This is a genomic window from Microbacterium sp. SYP-A9085 (genome assembly GCF_009649635.1).
Taxonomy (GTDB): domain Bacteria; phylum Actinomycetota; class Actinomycetes; order Actinomycetales; family Microbacteriaceae; genus Microbacterium.
Genome location: NZ_WJII01000003.1, coordinates 247,340 through 266,975, shown reverse-complemented (window position 1 = coordinate 266,975; position 19,636 = coordinate 247,340). Strand labels below are relative to the sequence as shown.

Sequence of the window (19,636 nt, the reverse complement as noted above, 5' to 3'; positions counted from 1 at the left end):
GCAGGATGGGCGCGCCCGCACCTCGAGGACACCACAATGACCCGTATCTCTGAAGCAGGACTGAACGTCGCCGTCGTCGGCGCGACCGGACAGGTCGGTACCGTGATGCGCGAGATCCTCACCGAGCGCGCGTTCCCGGTCCGCGAGCTGCGGCTGTTCGCGACCGCACGCTCGGCCGGCACGACCGTCGATTTCGCCGGCCACAGCGTCATCGTCGAAGACATCGCCGACGCCGACCCGGCCGGCATCGACATAGCACTGTTCTCCGCCGGCGCCACCGGCAGCCGCGCGCACGCCCCGCGCTTCGCCGCGGCCGGCGCGGTCGTGATCGACAACTCCAGCGCCTGGCGGATGGATCCGGACGTGCCGCTCGTGGTCAGCGAGGTCAACCCTGACGCCATCGAGCAGGCGCACAAGGGCATCATCGCCAACCCGAACTGCACCACGATGGCTGTGATGCCCGTCCTCAAGCCCTTGGATGCCGCGGCGGGCCTTCAGCGTCTCATCGTCAGCACGTACCAGGCGGTGTCCGGTTCCGGCTTGGCCGGCGCGCAGGAGCTGCTGGAACAGGCGACGGCGGCCGTCGGTCAGAATGCCATCGGCCTGGTCCATGACGGGGGAGCGGTCGACTTCCCGCAGCCGGAGAAGTACGTCGCCCCGATCGCGTTCGACGTCATCCCGCTCGCCGGCAGCATCGTCGACGACGGCGACAACGAGACCGACGAAGAGAAGAAGCTGCGCAACGAGAGCCGCAAGATCCTCGAACTGCCCGAGCTCCGGGTCGCGGGCACGTGTGTGCGTGTGCCGGTGTTCACCGGCCACTCGCTGTCGATCCACGTCGAGTTCGCGCGGGAGCTGACCCCCGACCGTGCCCGCGAGGTGCTCGCCGCGGCGCCGGGCGTCGTGCTCGACGAGGTCCCCACGCCGCTGCACGCCGTCGGCAAGGATCCGAGCTTCGTCGGACGGATCCGCGCCGACCAGTCCGCTCCCGAGGGCCGCGGTCTCGTGCTTTTCGTCAGCAACGACAACCTCCGCAAGGGCGCCGCGCTGAACGCGGTCCAGATCGCCGAGGTCGTCGCCGCGCGGCTCTCCGCGGCCGTCTGAGCGGCGTCCCCTGTGGACGGCCCGTTTCACCCGGCGAACTAGACTGAGGGATTGTGACTGAAACCGTCGACGTCGTCCTTATCGGTGGGGGCATCATGAGTGCCACCCTGGGTGCCTTCCTCCACGAACTGCAGCCGGACTGGAAGATCACCGCGATCGAACGACTCTCCGACGTCGCCCAGGAGAGCTCGAACGCTTTCAACAACGCCGGCACCGGCCACGCTGCCCTCTGCGAGCTGAACTACACGCCGCAGTCCGCCGACGGCACCGTGGACATCTCGAAGGCCATCTCGATCAACGAGCAGTTCCAGCTGTCCCGCCAGTTCTGGTCGACCCTCGTCGACCGCGGCATCCTCAGCGAGCCCGAGACGTTCATCAACCCCACGCCGCACATGACGTTCGTGCGCGGCGAGAAGAACGTCGCGTTCCTGAAGAGGCGCTACGAGCTGCTCAAGGAGCAGCCGCTGTTCGCAGACATGCAGTACAGCGAGGACTCGCGCGTCATCCACTCCTGGGCGCCGCTGCTGATGAAGCAACGGCTGAAGGCCGACGCGCCGTTCGCCGCGACCCGCGTGTCCGGGGGGACGGATGTCGATTTCGGCTCGCTGACCCGGCAGCTGTTCGCGCACCTGCGCTCCGATGGGCTGGATGTCCGCACGGACACCGAGGTGCGGTCGCTGAAGCGCCAGAAGGACGGCACCTGGCTGGTGAAGTACCGTCGCACCATCGGCCGGATGCCCGGCCAGATCAAGGCGCGATTCGTGTTCGTGGGCGCCGGCGGCTGGGCGCTGAAGCTCCTGCAGCGCTCCGGGATCCCCGAGATCAAGGGCTACGGATGCTTCCCCATCGGCGGACAGTGGCTGATGACATCCGACCCCAAGATCGTCGCCCTCCACCACGCCAAGGTCTATTCGAAGGCCACCGTGGGCGCGCCGCCGATGTCGGTGCCGCACCTGGACACCCGGGTTGTGGACGGCGAGGCCTCCGTGCTGTTCGGGCCGTTCGCCACGTTCAGCCCGAAGTTCCTGAAGAACGGGTCGATGTGGGACATCGTCACACAGGTGCGCTTCTCGAACCTGTTCAGCATGCTCAAGGTTGCGGTCACGAACCTCGACCTCATCCGGTATCTGGTCAGCGAACTGCTGAAGAACCACCACCGCAAGGTGAACGATCTGCGCGAGCTCATGCCGTCGGCCGAGGACGAGGACTGGAAGCTGCTGCAGGCCGGCCAGCGGGCCCAGGTGATGCACGAGGGACAGCTCAAGTTCGGCACCGAGGTGGTCTCCGGAGCCGACGGCACGATCGCAGGGCTCCTCGGGGCGTCGCCGGGGGCATCTACCGCCGTGCCGATCATGCTGAACCTCATGAAGACGTGCTTCCCGGAGCAGTTCCCGGCGTGGGAGCCGACGCTGAAGACCCTCATCCCGACATACGGAGAGCAGCTGAACCCGCAGCCGCAGCTGGCCGAGCAGACCATGGCGCAGACGGCTCAGGACCTGCAGTTGACGCACTGAGCGGACCGTAGACTCGGCTCGTGGCCAAACTCTACTTCCGCTACGGGGCGATGAACTCGGGGAAGTCCACCGCTCTGCTTCAGGCCGCGTACAACTACGAGGAGCGCGGGCAGCGGGTACTCCTGGCCAAGCCCGAGATCGACACGAAGGACGCCGGCAGCATCTCGAGCCGGCTCGGGATGACGCGCCCGGTGGACTTCCTGGTGCGCCCCGACGACGATCTGCGGGCGGTGTTCGCGGAGCATCGCGCGAGAGTGCGCGGGGATGCCGGAGCGCTGATCCCGGCGGCATCCGGCGACGTCGCATGCCTGCTCGTGGACGAGGCGCAATTCCTCACCCGGGAGCAGGTGGACGATCTGCTGCGGATAGTGGTGCTGGACGGCGTGCCGGTGCTGGCCTACGGCATCCGCACCGACTTCCAGACGCAGGCGTTCCCCGGGTCGCGGCGGCTCATGGAGCTCGCCCACAGCCTCGAGGAGCTGAAGACCATCTGCCGCTGCGGGAGCAAGGCGCTGTTCAACGCGCGGCTCGTCGGCGGCCGGTTCGTGTTCGAGGGCGACCAAGTCGCCATCGATGAGCTCAGCGCCGAGCGCGTCACGTACGAGTCGATGTGCGCGGAGTGCTACTTGCGCGAGTCCGGCGGCCGCCTCGGCTGAGCGCCGCGGCCGGGGGCGGGCCCGGCGAATCGCCGTCCCGTCGTGTCGCTTCGCGCCGGTGATGCGGCAGGAAGGGACGGCATTTCGCGGGTGCGGCGCGGGCGTCGTGTCGCTGCCGCGCGCTCTTGCGTGGTCGGGCCGCACGGCGGTACTGTGGTCAGACCACAGAGGAGGTGCGCGTGACCGAAGCCGCGCCGGCGCGCGCATGGCGCGTCGTGCTCGATCGCATCGAGACGGATCTGCTGGACGGAATCCTCACGCCCGGCGACCACCTGCCCCCCGAACGCGAACTCGCCTCCACCCTCGGCGTCGGCCGGTCCAGCGTCCGCGAGGCGCTGCGGGTCCTCGACGTCCTCGGGCTCATCCGCACGGCGACCGGCTCCGGACCGACCGCCGGGGCCATCGTGATAGCGACCCCGCGCGGCGGGATGTCGGCGCTGCTGCGCCTCCAGGTGGCCGCGCAGGGCTTCCCCATCGACGACGTCGTGCGCACCCGGCTGATCCTGGAGACGGCCGTGGCCGAGGGTCTCGCCGCGCGGATCGCCGCCGAGCGTCGCGCCCCCGGAGAGCGGGATGCCGCGGCCGAGCCGCTCGCGCCCGCGCGCGTCGCGCTCGACGCGATGGACGCACCCGGCCTCACCGCGGCGGAGTTCCTCGCGCTCGATGCCCAGTTCCACCTCGCGCTGGCGGAGGCATCCGGCAACACCGTCGTCGCGGCGATGATGACGGGCCTGCGCGAGGGCATCGAGTCGTATGTGCTCGCCGGCGCCGCCCGCATCGCGGACTGGGACGACACCGTCGCGCGCCTGCGCGTTCAGCACCGGGAGATCGTCGCCGCCCTCGAGCTCGGCGACCCCGCGCGGGCGCGGCGGCTGGTCGCCGACCACATCACCGGCTACTACGCGCACGCCGGACTCACGCACGACGGAAAGGACCGCTGATGGTCACCAGGCAGCTGCCGAAGCCCGCGGATGTCTTCGAACTGATGAAGTTCCGCACGCCCGAGCTGAACGGGCGGAGGCGCCGGCTTGCGGCCGCCCTCACCATCCAGGACCTCCGCACGATAGCGAAGCGCCGCACCCCGAAGGCCGCATTCGACTACACCGACGGCGCCGCCGAGGGCGAGCTGTCGATCGCCCGTGCCCGCCAGGCGTTCGAGGATGTCGAGTTCCACCCCGACATCCTGCGGCCGGCGCCGTCCGTGGACATGTCGTGCGAGATCCTCGGCGGGCGCTCCGCCCTGCCGTTCGGGATAGCGCCCACCGGGTTCACGCGGCTCATGCAGACCGAGGGCGAGACGGCCGGCGCCGGTGCGGCGGGGGCCGCCGGCATCCCGTTCACGCTCTCAACGCTCGGCACCACCTCGATCGAGGACGTCCGCACGGCCAACCCCGGCGGGCGCAACTGGTTCCAGCTGTACGTCATGCGCGACCGCGAGATCTCATACGGCCTGACCCGCCGCGCGGCCGCCGCGGGCTTCGACACGCTGTTCTTCACGGTGGACACCCCCGTCGCCGGAGCGCGGCTGCGCGACAAGCGCAACGGCTTCTCGATCCCGCCGCAGCTGACCCTGGGCACGATCCTGAACGCGATCCCGCGGCCGTGGTGGTGGTTCGACTTCCTCACGACGCCGAAGCTCGAGTTCGCGTCGCTGTCGACCACCGGCGGCACCGTGGGGGAGCTGCTGGATGCCGCGATGGACCCGACGATCTCGTACGACGACCTCGACGTGATCCGCGGCATGTGGCCTGGAAAGATCGTCGTCAAGGGCGTGCAGAACGTCGAGGACGCCAAGCGGCTGATCGACCAGGGGGTCGACGGCATCGTGCTGTCCAACCACGGCGGGCGCCAGCTGGATCGGGCGCCGATCCCGTTCCGGCTGCTGCCCGAGGTCGTGCGCGAGGTGGGCAAGGATGCCACGGTCATCGTCGACACGGGAATCATGAACGGCGCCGACATCGTGGCATCCATCGCCCTGGGCGCGAAGTTCACGCTCGTGGGCCGCGCGTACCTGTACGGGCTGATGGCCGGCGGCCGGCAGGGCGTGGACCGCACGATAGCTATCCTGCGCGGCGAGATCGAGCGCACCATGAAGCTGCTGGGCGTCTCGTCGCTGGCGGAGCTCGCGCCGAAGCACGTCACGCAGCTCACCCGGCTGGCGCCGGTGGCCGCTCCCGCCGGAGCATCCGCGAGACGCTGAGACGAGGGCTTCCCGCCGAGGGGAGGGCGTGTGTACGCTCCCATGCCCTCCGCCGGGCGGCATCCCCTCCGCTCGCGGAACGATGCGGCCCGAGCAGAGCCCGCCGCTACAGCGTCGGGATGAGCTCCTCGAGGAACGCGGCGGTGTCCTCCCACCCGGTCACGGCATGGCAGCGCACCCCGAGCGCCAGCACCGGGTAGTCGTTGCCGTCCGGGTCGAGCCGGTCGCCCACGAACAGCATGTCGTCCAGCGGGATGCCGGTCTGCTCGGCGAGCTGCCGCATGCCGTATGCCTTGTCGATGCCGCGATGCGTGATGTCGACGCTCGTGGATCCGCCCGAGCGCACCTCGAGGTCGGGGATGAGCTCGGCCACCGCCGCGCGCAGCGTGTTCTTCTTCTCGCCCGTGGGGTCCCAGGCGCTCTTCGCGTGCAGCGGCGCCCGCTGCCCGAGCGCGGAGAACGTGATCTGCGAACCGCGGTCCTCGAGGATGTCGCCCCACGTGTCGGACTCCCAGAATCCGAGCCGGCGGGCCTGCTGCTCGACGGCCGTCAGCGCGCGCGTCTTCTCGTCGTCGCTGAGCGCGTGCGCGTACACGGTGTGCACGCCGTCGCCGGTGAGCCGGTAGTACTGCGTCCCGCAGGTGGGCAGCAGGTGGATGTGCTCGCGCACGGCGGGAGCGGCATCCGGCAGCCGATCCACCACCTGCGCGGTGAACTGGGCGAGCTGTCCGCCGGAGATGATCGCGACCACCACGCGCTCCGCGAGCGCTATCAGCAGCTCGCCGATGCGCGGGTCGATCGGGCTCTTCGACGGGGCGAGCGTGTCGTCCAGATCGAACGCAACCAGGCGGGGTGTCGGCATCGTGGTCCTTTCACCGGCAAGGGCTCCACCGCAGTGGAGCCCTTGTAGATGTCGGGGTGACAGGATTTGAACCTGCGGCCTCTTCGTCCCGAACGAAGCGCGCTACCAAGCTGCGCCACACCCCGGTGGCAACTGTTCGAGTCTACCCGATCCGACGACCTGCTCCGAACGCGCGCGGCGGCGATCGGGTCAGTGACCCTTGCGCGGCGGCTTCGACGGCGGCGTGGGCGAGGGCCGCGTCGGTGGTGGCGGGGCGGGGCTCGCGGTGGCCGTCGGCGCCGGCGAGGAGTGCTTCTTCTTGTCGCTCTTCGTGGTGTGGTGGCTGTAGCTGGGGTAGTGGCCGGTGTAGATCATCAGCCTCGCCTCGGGCTGCGGCAGCGGCCCGCCGGGGTAGTACTCGTCGGCGGCGCGCTGGATGCGCTCGGACATCGGGTAGCGGATCTCGGCGAGATCGATGCCGCGGTAGTACGCCTTGTACAGGTCGAGGTCCGGGTCGGCGTGGTTGTCGGTGATGCCCGACCAGACGACGGAGGTCATCGCCGTGCTCGAGGTGATCAGCCACGTCTGCTCCCCGTTGTGCGTGCCCGTCTTCCCGAACAGCGGAGTGCCGTCGTACGGGTTCGCGACCGCCGCGGTCCCGCCGGGGCGAAGGACCCCTTGGAGCGCGTACGCCGCGGTGGCGGCGATGCCCGGGTCGATCGCCTGGGTGCAGGTGCGCTTGGGCACCGGCAGATCATGGCCTGCGGCATCCGTCACCCGCGCTATCACGCGCGGCTGACAGAACTTCCCGTGGTTGGCAATCGCCGCGTACGCGCCCGCCATCGCTATCGGCGACACCGAGTTCGAGCCGAGCACCGAGAAAAGATCGGTCATCTGGACGGGCTTGTCGTCCTTGGCGCGCGTCACGCCGAGTTTCGTGGCATTCTTCATCACCGTGCACAGGTCGAGCTGGCTCGCCATGGCGAGATATCCCGAGTTCAGTGACTGCGCGGTGAACTGCATCGGGGTGCCGTAGTAGCCCGGCTCGTGCCGGAAGTTCTGGATGATGGTGTTGTCCTGGTTCGTCCAGTCGCCCTGGCACGAGTTCGTGATGTGCGGGATGACGCGGAGGTTCCCGTTGATGACCTCGTTGAGCGAATGCCCGGCCTGCAGCCAGGCCAGCAGGGTGAACAGCTTGAACGACGATCCCGCCTCGAAGCCGGACGTGCCCTGAACGTGGTCGCCGGCGTACACGATGCTCGTGAGGCCGGAGTAGCGGGCGGACGGGGTCGTGGTGAAGTGGGTGTTCTGCGCGATCGAGAGGATGTTGCCGGTGGAGGGCTGGATGTTAACGATCGTCGACCCGTAGCCGTAGCTCGGCCATCGCGACGGCGCGTACTTCGCCACCGTTGCCTGCGCGACCTTCTGCAGCCGCGGATCGAGGGTCGTGTACACCTTCAACCCGCCCTGCCGCAGCGCGTGCTCACGATCCGGCGCCGTCTTTCCGAACGCTGGGTCGCTCTGCACGATGGAGATCACGTACTCGCAGAAGTACGGGACGGTCGTCTTCGCGCACCCGGTCTTGGGGGCGGTGATCTTGGGCGTGATCGGTGCCTTCATCGCGTCGCTGTACTGCGCGGCTGTGATCTTGCCGGCATCCCGCATCCTCCCCAGGACATACTCCTGTCGCTGCTTGGTCAGGGCGAAGTGATTGGCGGTGCCATTGGCCGCGTTGTTGGGGAGGTCGATGCGATAGGTGTTCGGATTCTGCACCATGCCGGCCAGCGTCGCGGCCTGGGAGAGGTTCAGCGCGGCGGCGTGCACGCCGAAGTAGTACTCCGACGCCGCCTCGATGCCGTACGTCACGCCGCCGAAGTTCGCGATGTTCAGATACCCGAGCAGGACCTCGTCCTTCGAGTACTTCTGCGACAGGGCTATCGCGTAGCGCATCTCCTGCAGCTTGCGCGCGTACCCAGCCGGCCCGTCGGTGTTCGTGGCCTCGTTGTAGCACGCCTGGATCGCGGCATCCTTCTCATCCTGCGGAAGGCTCTGGTCGTCGACGGATCCGTAGCAGTCCTGCACGAGCACGTTCTTCACGTACTGCTGGCTGATCGTCGACCCGCCCTGCACCGTGCTGCGACCCTGGACGTTGGACAGGACCGCACGCGTCGTGCCCACCAGGTCGATGCCGCCCTCGTCATAGAAGCGCGGATCCTCGCTGGAGATGATCGCGTCATACATCACCGGCGCTATCTGCGTCCACTTCACGGGCACCCGGTTCTGGTCGTAGAACCGGGTGATCGGCTCCTGCTTGCCGGTGGAGGGATTCTTCGCGTAGATCGTCGTCGGAAGCTGCAGCGCGTTTATCTGCAGTTCGCTGGGCAGATTGTCGAACCCGTCAATCGCACCCGCGGCGGCCATGCTCGTGATCGCGACGGTCGGCGTGACGGCGGCGGTGATCAGCAGACCGGCGATGCCGCTGAGCGCCACGAGCCCGACCAGGCCGCCGAGCACGCCGCCCAGATGCCGTTTTCCGTCCCACTCCAGCGCTCCCCGCACATTGTGACGCTATGACAGCACCCTGGATGCGAGATGGGCGTTGCCAGATATCCAACGGGATGATACGGAGCCCGACCGGGTCACCGCGGCAGGGCGTGCTATCGCGGCAGCAGCGTGATGAGGGATGCCTCGGGCCGGCACGCGAAGCGCACCGGCGCGTAGATCGAGTGGCCGATGCCTGCACTGACGTTCAGCGGCACGGTGCGGCCGTCATGGGTCCAGGAGCTGAGGCCCCGAGCCTGGTCGAGCGGGATGTCGCAGTTCGCGACGAGTGCGCTCGGTGAGAAGGGAATGCGCACCTGGCCGCCGTGCGTGTGCCCGGCGAACAGGGCTTCCGCGCCGAGGTCGACGAACTCGTCGAGCACGCGGCGGTACGGCGCATGCGTGACGCCCCACGTGAGATCGGCGCCGTCGCCGAGTGCGGCGATGGCATCGGGCAGGACGTCGAGCCGGTCCCACGCGCGGTGCGCGTCGCTGACGCCGAATGCATCGAGCCGCAGCCCGCCGACCTCGATCGACGCCGCGGCGTTGTTCAAATCGGCCCACCCGAGCTCGTCCGAAAGGAACCGGTCCAGCGCCGTGGCATCCAGCGGCTCACCCTCGGCGACGTGACGGGACGGGCCCATCAGGTACAAGAACGGGTTGCGCGGCGTGGGTGAGACGTGGTCGTTCGATCCGTGCACGAACAGGCCCGGGATGCCGCGGAACGGCGCGAACGCCCGCCGTATGCCCGCCAGTCCCGCCCGGTGCCCCAGATTGTCGCCGGTGTTCACGATGACATCCGGCCGCAGCGCCGCGAGAGACGCTATCCACCGCTGCTTGCGGTGCTGCCACGGCGCCATATGCGCGTCGGACAGGTGCAGCACGCGGACCGGCGCCGCACCGTCGGGCAGGATGCGCAGCTCGTGCCGGCGCACCGTGTACAGGTGCCTTTCGACGCCGATGCCCCACACCGCCGCGCCGAGACCGACCGCCCCCACTGCGCCGAGCACGGTGAGGGCGGTGCGGGTCACGGCAGCGCGATCGCTCAACCGCCAGCCTTGCCGCCGGGCTTCCCAGGCTTGCCGCAGTCCGGTGCCGCGTACATGACGGTGACCTTCGTGTTCGGACCGGCCACCGTCCCGGCCGACGGGTCGGTCCCGGTCACCGTGCCATCGGCGTCGTCACGCTGCGTGCACTTCGTGTCGACGTTGCCGAACCCGGCGCCGCGGATCGCCGCGACGGCCGCGTCGGGCTTCTCGCCCGTCACGTCCGGCACCGCGATGCCCTTGCCCGTGCTGGGGTTGATCGTCACGTTCGTGCCGCCGGCGATCCGCCCGGCCCCAGGATCCTGGGCGGCGACGATGCCCTTCGGCTGGTCGGAGTCCACGGGGTCACCGACCGTCACCTCGAAGCCGGCCCTCTCGAGCGTCTGCGTCGCATCCTCGACGGACAGTCCGATGACGCTGGGCAGGTCCACGAGCACCTGACGAGTGAGGTTCGAGTCAGGTGCGGGGAAGGCACCGCCCGGGTAGATCCGGTCGATAGCGCCCTGGATGGTGCGGCCCAGGACGAATCGGATGTCGGCGAGCCGGTTCCCCTTCCCGTAGTTGTGGAACAGATCGATATGTCCCTTGGCGCTGCCGACCAGGTTGGCGGTGGTCACCTTCGTGTTCGAGGTGATCAACCAGGTCTGGAACTCCTCGTTGGTACCGGTCTTGCCGATCAACGCGGTGCCGTCCCACGGGTTGCCGCCCTGTCCGGAGCCGCCCGGCTGCAGGGGCCCCTTCAACGCGAACGCAGCGGTTGCCGCAACCTTCGGGTCGAGCACCTGCTTGCACGTGCGCTCGGGCAGCTTCATCTCCTGGCCGTCCGAGTCGGTGACCTTGTCGATCACCCGCGGCTGGCAGAACACACCCTTGTTCACCACGGTGGCGTACGCGCCGGCCATCGCCATCGGTGAAACGTTGTCGATGCCGATGATCTCGGACGGAGCGGGCGTCGTGGTCGTCAACGGGATCGGCTTTCCGTTGCCGACGGTCACGCCGAGCCTGTGTGCCACCTTGCCGATGTCGCACAGGTCGAGCTCGCTGGCCATGCCCATGAAGCCGGTGTTCAGCGACACCTTCGTGAAGTTCGTCGGCGTGCCGAAGTAGCCGCGCACCTTGTCGAAGTTGTGCATGTTGTCGGTCGCCGTCCACACGCCCCCGGGGACGCAGGAGTCCTTCCACGTCGATCGGGGTTTGTTGCGGCCGTCGACGATCTGGTTCAGTGACTTGCCCTGCTCGAGCCAGTCCAGCAGGGTGAACAGCTTGAACGTCGATCCGGCCTGGAACCCGCCGGAACCGCCGATCTGCTTGCTTCCCGCGTAGACGACGGATGTCTCGCCCTTCTTCGTCGCCGCGCCGGGCGTGAAGTCCGTGTTCTGTGCGATGGCCAGCACGCGGCCGGTTGAGGCCTCGACGCTCACCGAGGTGGAACCGAACTCCCACTTGGTCCCGTCACGGTCCTTGCCGTCGACATAGGTCGGGACATACTTGTCCTGCGCGTCCTGCGCGGCCTTCTGGACCTTGGGGTCCAGGGTCGTGTAGATCCTCAGTCCGCCCTTCTTCAGCAGCTGCTGACGATCCTCCGCCGTCTTTCCGAACGCGGGGTCGTTGAGGACGGTGGCGGTCACGTACTGGCAGAAGTACGGGGCGGAACTCGCGGCGCATCCCGTCAGGACCCTCGTGATCTTCGGAACGATCGGCGCCTTGTACGCCTCGTCATGCTGCTTCTGGGTGATCTTCCCGTCGGCCAGCATGCGGTCCAGGACGTACTCCTGGCGCTTCTTCGTCAGCGAGTAGCCGTCCTTCTTCGAGTTGACGCCCTCGCCCTTGCTGTTGGTCGTCGTGCCGTTGGGCAAGTCGATCCGATAGATGTTCGGGTTCTGCACCATGCCGGTCAGCGTCGCCGCCTGGGACAGATTCAGCTTGCTGGCACGCACGCCGAAATACCGCATCGCTGCGGCGTCGATCCCGTACGTGGTGCCCCCGAAGTTCGCGATGTTCAGGTACCCGAGCAGGATGTCGTTCTTCGAGTAGCGCTGTTCGAGTGCTATCGCGTACCGCATCTCCTGCAGCTTGCGCTGGTAGCCGTCGGCGCCGTGGGAGTCGGTCGCCTTCACCCAGCAATCGTTCAATTCCTTGTCGGTCTTCGCATCCCAGTCGCACTGCTGCACGAGCACGTTCTTCACGTACTGCTGGCTGATCGACGAGCCGCCCTGCGTCTGCGCGCCGCCCTTCACATTGGACAGGATCGCGCGGGTCGTTCCGATCAGGTCGATGCCCCCATGCTCGTAGTAGCGGGGGTCCTCGCTGGACAGCAGCGCGTCGTACATCACCGGCGCTATCTGGTCGAACTTCACCGGCGACCTGTTCTGGTCGTAGTACGTCGCCATGATGACGTTCTTGCCCTTGTCGTTCTTCGCGTAGATCGTCGACGGCAGGATCAGCTTGTCGATCGTGAGCACGCTCGGCAGGTTGTTGAACATGTCGATAGCGCTGGTCGCGGCGGCACTGGTCACGGCGACCGCGGGGGTGATCGTCGCGGTGACCAGGACACCGGCGACGGCACTCAGGCCGACCAGGCCCAGCAGACCGCCGGCCACACCCGTGGCCGTGCGTTTCGAGTGGGGCATAGGGTGATCGTAAAGGAGATTGCTGGATGAAGCCTCCAGGCACCGCCCCGGAGACCGGCATGACGCTCGCCCCCGCAGACCAAGGAGCCGAACCCGCGATGACCACCTGGGAGTACCTCACCACACCGCTGGTGATCCACAACACCGCGGCCATCCTGAACAACTGGGGCAAGCAGGGCTGGGAGCTCGTGCAGGTGGTGCAGGGGCCCGAAGGCGGTCTCGTCGCGTACCTCAAGCGTCCGACCGGCGGCGGATCCGCGAACGTGGGGCTGGATGCCGCGGCCGAGGCGGCCCGCCAGTTCGAGGGGAACTGAGATGACCGTCTCGCAGCGGCTCGCCGAGCTTGGCATCACCCTTCCCGCGGTCGTCCCGCCGGTGGCCGCGTACGTCCCTGCCGTCGTGCACGGCGACCTCGTCTACACGGCGGGCCAGCTCCCGATGGTCGAGGGTGCGCTCCCGGCGATCGGCAAAGTGGGTGCCGAGGTGGTCGCGGAGGACGCCAAGGCGTATGCGCGCCAGTCGGCGCTCAATGCCATCGCCGCGGCGGCCGCCGCCGTCGGCGGGGTGGACCGGCTCACCGGTGTCGTGAAGGTCGTCGGGTTCGTGGCATCCACCCCGGACTTCACCGGACAGCCCGGCGTGATCAACGGCGCCAGCGAACTGCTCGGCGACGTGTTCGGCGAGGCCGGACGTCACGCCCGCTCGGCCGTGGCCGCCCCCGTGCTTCCCCTGGATTCCCCCGTCGAGGTCGAGGTCATCTTCTCCTTCGCCCGCTGACCCCGCGTTTCGCGCATCCCCGCGAGGCAGCCCCGAACTTCGCGAGGCAGCCCTTAACTCTCCGAGGCATCCCCGAACTCGGCGATGGAACCTCGGGAACTTGGAAGATGCCTCGCGGATTTACGGGATGCCTCGCGGACTTAGGGGATGTCTCGCGGAGTTAGGGGATGCCTCGCGGAAGGCTGAGCGCGAAGGGCCGGCCCGAATCGCGGGCCGGCCCTTCGATGCGCTGCTCGGGCGGGCTACTTCACCTGCGCGGAGATGATGCTCATCACGGCGGTGTCGGCCAGCGTCGTGGTATCGCCGACCTCGCGGCCGTCCGCGACATCCCGCAGCAGGCGGCGCATGATCTTCCCGGACCGCGTCTTGGGCAACTCGCTGACGATGTAGATGTCGCGCGGGCGGGCGATGGCCCCGATCTGCTGGCTCACCCACTGCCGCAGGGTGCCGGCGAGCCCCTCAGGGGAGTGCGCGGACAGGTAGCTCTCCTTGATGATCACGAACGCCACCACGGCCTCGCCGGTCGTGTCGTCCTTCGCGCCCACGACCGCGGCCTCCGCGGTGGACTCGTGCGCCACGAGCGCGGACTCGATCTCGGTGGTCGACAGGCGGTGGCCGGACACGTTCATCACGTCGTCCACCCGGCCGAGGAGCCAAATCTCGCTGTCCTCGTCCTTGCGTGCGCCGTCGCCGGCGAAGTAATAGCCCTGGTCGGCGAACTTCTCCCAGTACGTCTCCTTGAACCGCTCCGGATCGCCCCACACACCGCGGAGCATGGCCGGCCACGGCTCGGTCAGCACGAGCAGGCCGCCCTTGCCGTTGGGCACCTGGTGGCCGGTCTCGTCCACGACATCCACCGAGATGCCCGGCAGCGGCACTTGCGCGGCCCCGGGCTTGGCGTCGGTCACGCCGGGCAGCGCCGCGATCATCGCCGCGCCGGTCTCGGTCTGCCACCACGTGTCCACGATCGGCGCCTCGCCGCCGCCGATGATGTCGCGGTACCAGATCCACGCCTCCGGGTTGATCGGCTCGCCCACCGAGCCCAGCAGCCGGATGCTGGACAGGTCGAACTGCTGCGGGATCTGCCGGCCCTGCTTCATGAACGAGCGGATCGCCGTCGGCGCCGTGTAGAGGATCGACACCCCGTACTTCTGGATGAGCTCCCACCAGCGGCCCGGATGCGGCGTGTCCGGCGTTCCCTCGTACATCACCTGTGTCGCGCCGAGCGCGAGCGGCCCGTACACGACGTACGTGTGCCCGGTCACCCAGCCGATGTCCGCCGTGCACCAGAACACGTCCGAGTCGGGGTGGATGTCGAGGACGTACTTGTTCGTGAACACGGCCTGGGTGAGATATCCGCCCGACGTGTGCACGACGCCCTTGGGTTTTCCGGTGGTGCCCGAGGTGTACAGGATGTACAGCGGGTTCTCGGCGGGGAACGGCTGCGCCTCGTGCTCGGCGTCGGCCTGCTCGAGCATGTCGTGCCACCACAGGTCGCGGCCCTCGGTCCAGTCGATGTCGTTGCCGCCGCGCTTGACGACCACAACGTGCTCCACCGTCTCCTGCGGGCCGGTGCCGCGGTCGGCCAGGGCCATGTCGACGGCCGGCTTCAGCGGTGACACTCTGCCCTTGCGATAGCCGCCGTCCGCCGTGATCACGAGGCGGGCCGCTGCGTCATCGACCCGGGAGCGCAGACTGTCGGCGGAGAACCCGCCGAACACCACGGAGTGGATGGCGCCCACCCGGGCGCAGGCGAGCATCGCGATGGCCGCCTCGGGGATCATCGGCAGGTAGATGGCGACGCGGTCGCCGTGGCCGATGCCGAGACTCTCCAGCATGTTGGCGGCCTTCTTCACCTCCGCCGTCAGCTCGGCATAGGTGATGCGGCGCTCGTCCCCCGATTCGCCTTCGAACAGGATCGCCACCCGGTCGCCGTTGCCGGCTTCGACGTGCCGGTCGAGGCAGTTGTACGCGACCGACAGCTGCCCGTCGTCGAACCACTTTGCGAACGGCGGGTTCGACCAGTCGAGGGTCTGCGTGAACGGAGTGTGCCAGTGCAGCAGATCGCGGGCCTGATCGGCCCAGAACTCCTCGCGGTCCGCGGCCGCGCGCTTGTACAGGTCGGAGGTGCCGTTGGCCTGCGCCGCGAACGCTGGGGACGGCGCGAATCGCCGGCCCTCGTCGAGGAGGTGATCGATCTGACTGCTCATTGTGCGCTCCTTTGCGGTGGTCGGTGCACGCGGGCGGGTAACGGCCCCCGGCCGGGGTCAATCTACTCCGGGCGTCTGACCCCCACTACCTCCGATAGTGGGTGGCCACGGGATGCCGCGCACGCGATTCTCCGGATGAGGAAATCGTCATTCGATATATCACGATTCCGGCGGTGTCCTGTTTGTCCGCCCGTCGGAACGTGCGTATGCTCGGGATCGGCCGAACATTCGATTCTGGCATTGCGGCACCCGACCACCCCCGATTGCGGTGCTGCGTGTGGCGGCATCCCATTCCCCCCATGGGATGCCGCCCCTCTTTTCCCACGACGGTTCCTCCCCAGCCGGCGACAGCGCTCGCATTGTCCACGGGTGTCGCCCCGGGCCCCCGGCGAGGCCCCGGCGTCCCTAGATTCGGGACATGCCTGAGCCGTTCGTCGTCCGCCCCCGCGTCGGGGCCGCCGCCGTCGCGCCCGCCCCGCACGCCGGGGCCGCGGTCGCGCCGACGCGTGTCGTGCGTGAGCGGCCACGGCATCCCGCCCTCACGCCGCTCGCCACGCACCTGGACGACCCCGCCGTCACGGACCTGTTCGTCAACGGCGGCGGCGGCCTTTTCGTGGACCGCGGTCGCGGCGCCGAGCGCGTGCCGCAGTGGCGTGCCGGCGAGGCCGACGTCCGAGCGCTCGCGGTCGCACTTATCGGCGCTGGGGGGCGGCACCTCGACGACGCGTCGCCGTGCGTGGATGTCCGGCTGGAGGGCGACATCCGGGTGCACGCCGTGCTCCCGCCGGTCGCCCGGGACGGCACGATGATCTCGGTCCGCATCCCGCGCGCCCACGCGTTCGGCCTTGACGGGCTGCAGGAGGCGGGGGCACTGGATGCCGCGGCCCGCGCCCGACTCGAGGAGCTCGTCGCCGCGCGCGAGAACGTCCTGATCACGGGAGCGGCGGGAACCGGGAAGACGACGCTGTTGGGTGCCCTGTTGTCGTGCGTGCCGGTGGCCGAGCGGATCGTCACGATCGAGGATGTCGCGGAGCTGCAGATCGACCACCCCCACCATGTGGCGCTGGAGGCGCGGCAGGCGAACCTCGAGGGCGCCGGGGGCATCGGGCTGGCGCGGCTCGTGCGCGAGGCGCTGCGCATGCGACCGGACCGGCTGGTCGTGGGGGAGTGCCGCGGCGAGGAGGTGCGGGAGTTGCTCGGTGCCCTGAACACCGGGCACGACGGGGGCGCCGGAACCCTTCACGCGAACGGGCTCGACGACGTGCCCGCTCGCCTGGAGGCGCTGGGGGCGCTGGCGGGGCTTGGCGACCGGGCCCTCGCCCGCCAGGTTGCCAGCGCCATCGGCTGGGTCGTGCACCTCGACCGCGACGCGGCCGGTCGCCGCCGCGTCGCCGCGATCGGCCGGCCGGTCGTGCGCAAGGGGCGCCTCGCGATGGAGACGCAGCCGTGGTGATCCGGGTGCGGGCCGCCCGGCACCCGACAGGGCTGCTCGGGAGGCGGGGCCGTTGCGGCGCGACCGCCGTGTCGCGCACGCGGGCTGGCCGAGTCGCTGCACCGGCGCCGCGGATCCGGACACCATGGCGCCGACCGACGCCGAAGCCGGCCGCGCCGGATCCCGCGACCGTGCTGCGACTCGCGGTGCTGCTGCAGGCGGGGGTCTCACCGGATCGGGCATGGCGGCATCTCGCCGCGGTGGGCGACGCGCACGCGGCGCTGGTGGTCGCGCGGGTCGATGCCGGGCAGGATGTCGCGGCCGCTATCACCGATGCAGGGGCGGGGTGGGAGGATGTCGGCGCCGCATGGACCATCGCGCAGACCGTCGGCGCGCCGCTCGCCGACAGCCTGCGCGGCATCGCGTCTGCGCTGCAAGATGCCGCGCAGACACGTGACGAGGTGCGGGTGGCGCTCGCCGAGCCGGCCGGGACCGCGCGGCTGATGTCATGGCTGCCACTGGTCGCCGTCGCGCTCGGTGCGAGCCTGGGCTTCGACACCCTGCATGTGGTGTTCGCCGACCCGGTCGGGCTCGTGTGCGCAGCCGCCGGCATCGGACTGATCGTGGCCGCACGCCGGTGGAACGCGGCGCTCGTGCGACGTGCTGACCCGGACGGTGGGGTGCCCGGCATGACCGCCGACCTCATGGCGATAGCACTGTCCGGCGGCGTCGACCGGGCACGGGCCGAGGCGATCGTCGCGCGGACCGGTGGCGGCGCTGCCGACGCCGACACCGTCGGCATCCTCACCCTGTCGCAGACGGCCGGCGTGCCCGCCGCGGAGCTGCTGCGCGCGTCCGCCGCGCTCGCGCGGCACCGAGCGCGCACCGACGGTCGGCTGCGCGCGGCGCGGCTGTCGTCGCGCCTGCTTGTGCCGCTGGGGGTGTGCACCCTGCCCGCGTTCCTACTGCTGGGCGTGGCCCCCACGCTCCTCGGCATCCTCACCTCGACGCCGCTGTCGGTGTGAGAGCGATCGTGCCCACCGTCCCATGGATAAGGAGCGACACCATGAACACCCTTCCCCCGCTGACGCGCCGCCGCGCGCGCCGGCTGTTCCTCGCCGGCGACGACGCCGGTGCCGCCACCGCGGAATATGCGATCGCCACAATGGCGGCCGTCGCGTTCGCCGGCCTGCTGGTCGTCATCATGCGATCGGACGAGGTGCGCGGCATCCTCACCGACCTCGTCCGGCGGGCGCTGACCGTGTCATGAACGGTCAGCGAGGCGACCGCGGATCGGTGACCGCCGAGTTCGCGGTGGCGCTGCCCGCCATTGTGCTGGTCCTCGCGCTGGGGGTGGGCGTGCTCGCGGCGTGCGGCCGGCAGGTGCGACTGCAGGATGCCGCCGCCGACGCGGCGCGTCTGGTGGCCCGCGGCGAGCCCGAAGCCCGGGCTCTCGCTCTGCTGCCCGGCGCCGTCGACGGCGCGTCGGCGACGGTGGTGCACCGCGGCGACCTCGTCTGCGTCGACGCCGTGGCGCCCGCCCGGCTCCCGATCCCCGAGCTGCGCGTCGCATCGTGCGCACTCGCCGGCGGGCAGTGAGCGTGCACCAGTGCCCGGGACGGTGCTCGCGGTGGGGGTCATCGGCTGCGCGGCGGCCCTCGGCGTGGGGCTGGCCGCGTCCGGACTGGCCGCCGTGCAGTCGCAACGGGCCGCCGCGGCGGCGGACGCCGCAGCGCTCGCCGCCGCAGATGCGGCATCCGGCGCCGTTACCGGCTCCCGTGCGACCGCGCAGACCAGCTCGCCGCCGCCGGCGGCGCGGGACTGGACGCGTGCGCCCTCGACGGGCTCGTCGCGACGGTGACCGTCAGCATCTCGGCGGGGCCGCTGCACGCGACAGCGTCGGCCCGGGCCGGCCCGCCGCCGGACCCAGAACCTCAACCCGGCGGGGGAGGGGAACCCGACCCCGCCGTGACGCTCACGGCGTCTGGCCAGCGTGCCGCCCCTCGGCGACTTCTTCGATCACCTTCGCGTTGAACGCGGGCAGGTCGCCGGGCGTCCGGCTGGAGACGAGACCCTGATCGACGACCACCTCCTCGTCGACCCACGCGGCACCCGCATTGCGCAGGTCCGTGCGCAGGCTCGGGTAGCTCGTGAGTGTGCGACCGTCCACGACGCCCGCCTCGATCAGGATCCACGGCCCATGGCAGATGACCGCCACCGGCTTATGGTCGTCGAAGAACGCGCGCACGAACGCTATCGAGGCCTCGTCCATGCGGAGGTGGTCGGCGTTCACGACGCCGCCCGGCAGCACGAGCGCGTCGAAGCCGCCGGCGTCGGCCTCGTCGGCGCGCAGGTCCACGGCCTGCACGTGTCCGTGCTTTCCGGTGATCTGGCCGCCGTCCGGAGCGACCATCGTCGCCGCGGCACCCGCGCGGGTCACCGCCTCCCAGGGACTGGTCAATTCGGCGTCCTCGAACCCGTCGGTCGCGAGGAACGCCACGGTGCGGTCGGTGAGCTTCGCCATCTTCTGTTTCCTTTCATTCGAAAGCCGCCAGCATCCGGCCGCATGGCGGACAGGGCGAGGGGCTGGCCCCCATCCGGTCCGCGTGCTACCGGCACGCGTGCCACCTCGCGCGGACGCGCACGGGCGTCTAGCGGCGTTGTCTGAATCTTCGCCGCGTCGGA

Annotated in this window: 18 protein-coding genes and 1 tRNA gene; 12 read left to right on the top strand and 7 right to left on the bottom strand. The window is 69.7% G+C overall.

Annotated features, from left to right (window positions below; genetic code table 11):
- The first annotated feature begins 36 nt into the window (after positions 1–36).
- The 5 genes from GH740_RS09040 to GH740_RS09020 all read left to right on the top strand — a co-directional run bounded on the left by GH740_RS09040 (position 37) and on the right by GH740_RS09020 (position 5,474).
- Positions 37–1,104, top strand: a complete 1,068-nt coding sequence (locus GH740_RS09040) for an aspartate-semialdehyde dehydrogenase (protein ID WP_153745759.1) — start codon at positions 37–39, stop codon at positions 1,102–1,104.
- A gap of 53 nt (positions 1,105–1,157) precedes the next feature.
- A complete protein-coding gene (mqo, locus tag GH740_RS09035) occupies positions 1,158–2,618 on the top strand; it encodes a malate dehydrogenase (quinone) (protein WP_367641239.1) in 1,461 nt (486 codons plus the stop codon).
- Between the two features lie 20 nt (positions 2,619–2,638).
- Positions 2,639–3,274: a thymidine kinase gene (locus tag GH740_RS09030; protein ID WP_367641237.1), complete on the top strand. Its 636-nt coding sequence runs from the start codon at positions 2,639–2,641 to the stop codon at positions 3,272–3,274.
- Positions 3,275–3,453: 179 nt separating this feature from the next.
- Positions 3,454–4,215, top strand: a complete 762-nt coding sequence (locus tag GH740_RS09025) for a FadR/GntR family transcriptional regulator (protein WP_367641235.1) — start codon at positions 3,454–3,456, stop codon at positions 4,213–4,215.
- Positions 4,215–5,474 (top strand): alpha-hydroxy acid oxidase, encoded by a 1,260-nt coding sequence (locus GH740_RS09020; protein WP_153745757.1) that lies wholly within the window; start codon positions 4,215–4,217, stop codon positions 5,472–5,474. The genes GH740_RS09025 and GH740_RS09020 overlap by 1 nt, the downstream gene beginning before the upstream one ends.
- A 106-nt stretch (positions 5,475–5,580) precedes the next feature.
- On the opposite strand, the gene GH740_RS09015 is transcribed toward GH740_RS09020, so the two are convergent.
- From GH740_RS09015 to GH740_RS08995, 5 genes are all read right to left on the bottom strand, one after another.
- Positions 5,581–6,336, bottom strand: coding sequence for an HAD-IIB family hydrolase (locus GH740_RS09015; protein ID WP_153745756.1), 756 nt, complete (start codon positions 6,334–6,336; stop codon positions 5,581–5,583).
- A 51-nt stretch (positions 6,337–6,387) separates the two neighbouring features.
- Positions 6,388–6,461 (bottom strand) — tRNA-Pro (locus tag GH740_RS09010).
- 64 nt (positions 6,462–6,525) lie between these two features.
- A complete protein-coding gene (locus tag GH740_RS14220; protein ID WP_153745755.1) occupies positions 6,526–8,874 on the bottom strand; it encodes a transglycosylase domain-containing protein in 2,349 nt (782 codons plus the stop codon).
- Between the two features lie 98 nt (positions 8,875–8,972).
- Complete coding sequence (locus GH740_RS09000; RefSeq protein ID WP_153745754.1) at positions 8,973–9,905, bottom strand: metallophosphoesterase; 933 nt, start codon at positions 9,903–9,905, stop codon at positions 8,973–8,975.
- Complete coding sequence (locus tag GH740_RS08995; protein ID WP_153745753.1) at positions 9,902–12,532, bottom strand: transglycosylase domain-containing protein; 2,631 nt, start codon at positions 12,530–12,532, stop codon at positions 9,902–9,904. Before GH740_RS08995 ends, GH740_RS09000 begins: the two co-directional genes overlap by 4 nt.
- Positions 12,533–12,630: 98 nt before the next feature.
- Between GH740_RS08995 and GH740_RS08990 the strand changes: the two genes are divergently transcribed.
- Positions 12,631–12,846 carry a hypothetical protein gene (locus GH740_RS08990; RefSeq protein ID WP_153745819.1) on the top strand — a complete coding sequence of 72 codons (216 nt, stop codon included), beginning with the start codon at positions 12,631–12,633 and terminating at the stop codon, positions 12,844–12,846.
- Position 12,847: 1 nt separating this feature from the next.
- Positions 12,848–13,309, top strand: coding sequence for a RidA family protein (locus GH740_RS08985; RefSeq protein WP_153745752.1), 462 nt, complete (start codon positions 12,848–12,850; stop codon positions 13,307–13,309).
- A gap of 242 nt (positions 13,310–13,551) precedes the next feature.
- Here GH740_RS08985 and acs read toward each other — a convergent pair whose 3' ends face one another.
- A complete protein-coding gene (gene acs / locus GH740_RS08980) occupies positions 13,552–15,519 on the bottom strand; it encodes an acetate--CoA ligase (RefSeq protein WP_153745751.1) in 1,968 nt (655 codons plus the stop codon).
- Positions 15,520–15,937: 418 nt separating this feature from the next.
- On the opposite strand from acs, the gene GH740_RS08975 reads away from it, so the two are divergent.
- The 5 genes from GH740_RS08975 to GH740_RS08955 all read left to right on the top strand — a co-directional run bounded on the left by GH740_RS08975 (position 15,938) and on the right by GH740_RS08955 (position 18,812).
- Positions 15,938–16,972, top strand: coding sequence for a TadA family conjugal transfer-associated ATPase (locus GH740_RS08975; protein WP_153745750.1), 1,035 nt, complete (start codon positions 15,938–15,940; stop codon positions 16,970–16,972).
- A 170-nt stretch (positions 16,973–17,142) separates the two neighbouring features.
- Complete coding sequence (locus GH740_RS08970) at positions 17,143–17,976, top strand: type II secretion system F family protein (RefSeq protein WP_367641231.1); 834 nt, start codon at positions 17,143–17,145, stop codon at positions 17,974–17,976.
- Positions 17,977–18,017: 41 nt separating this feature from the next.
- Complete coding sequence (locus GH740_RS08965; protein WP_153745749.1) at positions 18,018–18,221, top strand: DUF4244 domain-containing protein; 204 nt, start codon at positions 18,018–18,020, stop codon at positions 18,219–18,221.
- The gene (locus GH740_RS08960; protein ID WP_153745748.1) at positions 18,218–18,550 is read left to right on the top strand and encodes a TadE family type IV pilus minor pilin; all 333 of its coding nucleotides are present in this window, start codon (positions 18,218–18,220) and stop codon (positions 18,548–18,550) included. The genes GH740_RS08965 and GH740_RS08960 overlap by 4 nt, the downstream gene beginning before the upstream one ends.
- A 10-nt stretch (positions 18,551–18,560) precedes the next feature.
- The gene (locus GH740_RS08955) at positions 18,561–18,812 is read left to right on the top strand and encodes a hypothetical protein (protein ID WP_253941329.1); all 252 of its coding nucleotides are present in this window, start codon (positions 18,561–18,563) and stop codon (positions 18,810–18,812) included.
- A gap of 114 nt (positions 18,813–18,926) precedes the next feature.
- On the opposite strand, the gene GH740_RS08950 is transcribed toward GH740_RS08955, so the two are convergent.
- Complete coding sequence (locus GH740_RS08950; RefSeq protein ID WP_153745747.1) at positions 18,927–19,475, bottom strand: type 1 glutamine amidotransferase domain-containing protein; 549 nt, start codon at positions 19,473–19,475, stop codon at positions 18,927–18,929.
- Positions 19,476–19,636 lie beyond the last annotated feature (161 nt).

Bases quoted from the DNA above. Each gene is read 5' to 3' on its own strand.
- GH740_RS09040 (WP_153745759.1), top strand. From the start codon at position 37: ATGACCCGTATCTCTGAAGCAGGACTGAACGTCGCCGTCGTCGGCGCG.
- GH740_RS09020 (WP_153745757.1), top strand. From the start codon at position 4,215: ATGGTCACCAGGCAGCTGCCGAAGCCCGCGGATGTCTTCGAACTGATG.
- GH740_RS09015 (WP_153745756.1), bottom strand. From the start codon at position 6,336: ATGCCGACACCCCGCCTGGTTGCGTTCGATCTGGACGACACGCTCGCC.
- GH740_RS08995 (WP_153745753.1), bottom strand. From the start codon at position 12,532: ATGCCCCACTCGAAACGCACGGCCACGGGTGTGGCCGGCGGTCTGCTG.
- GH740_RS08990 (WP_153745819.1), top strand. From the start codon at position 12,631: ATGACCACCTGGGAGTACCTCACCACACCGCTGGTGATCCACAACACC.
- GH740_RS08985 (WP_153745752.1), top strand. From the start codon at position 12,848: ATGACCGTCTCGCAGCGGCTCGCCGAGCTTGGCATCACCCTTCCCGCG.
- acs (WP_153745751.1), bottom strand. From the start codon at position 15,519: ATGAGCAGTCAGATCGATCACCTCCTCGACGAGGGCCGGCGATTCGCG.
- GH740_RS08975 (WP_153745750.1), top strand. From the start codon at position 15,938: ATGCCTGAGCCGTTCGTCGTCCGCCCCCGCGTCGGGGCCGCCGCCGTC.
- GH740_RS08965 (WP_153745749.1), top strand. From the start codon at position 18,018: ATGAACACCCTTCCCCCGCTGACGCGCCGCCGCGCGCGCCGGCTGTTC.
- GH740_RS08960 (WP_153745748.1), top strand. From the start codon at position 18,218: ATGAACGGTCAGCGAGGCGACCGCGGATCGGTGACCGCCGAGTTCGCG.
- GH740_RS08950 (WP_153745747.1), bottom strand. From the start codon at position 19,475: ATGGCGAAGCTCACCGACCGCACCGTGGCGTTCCTCGCGACCGACGGG.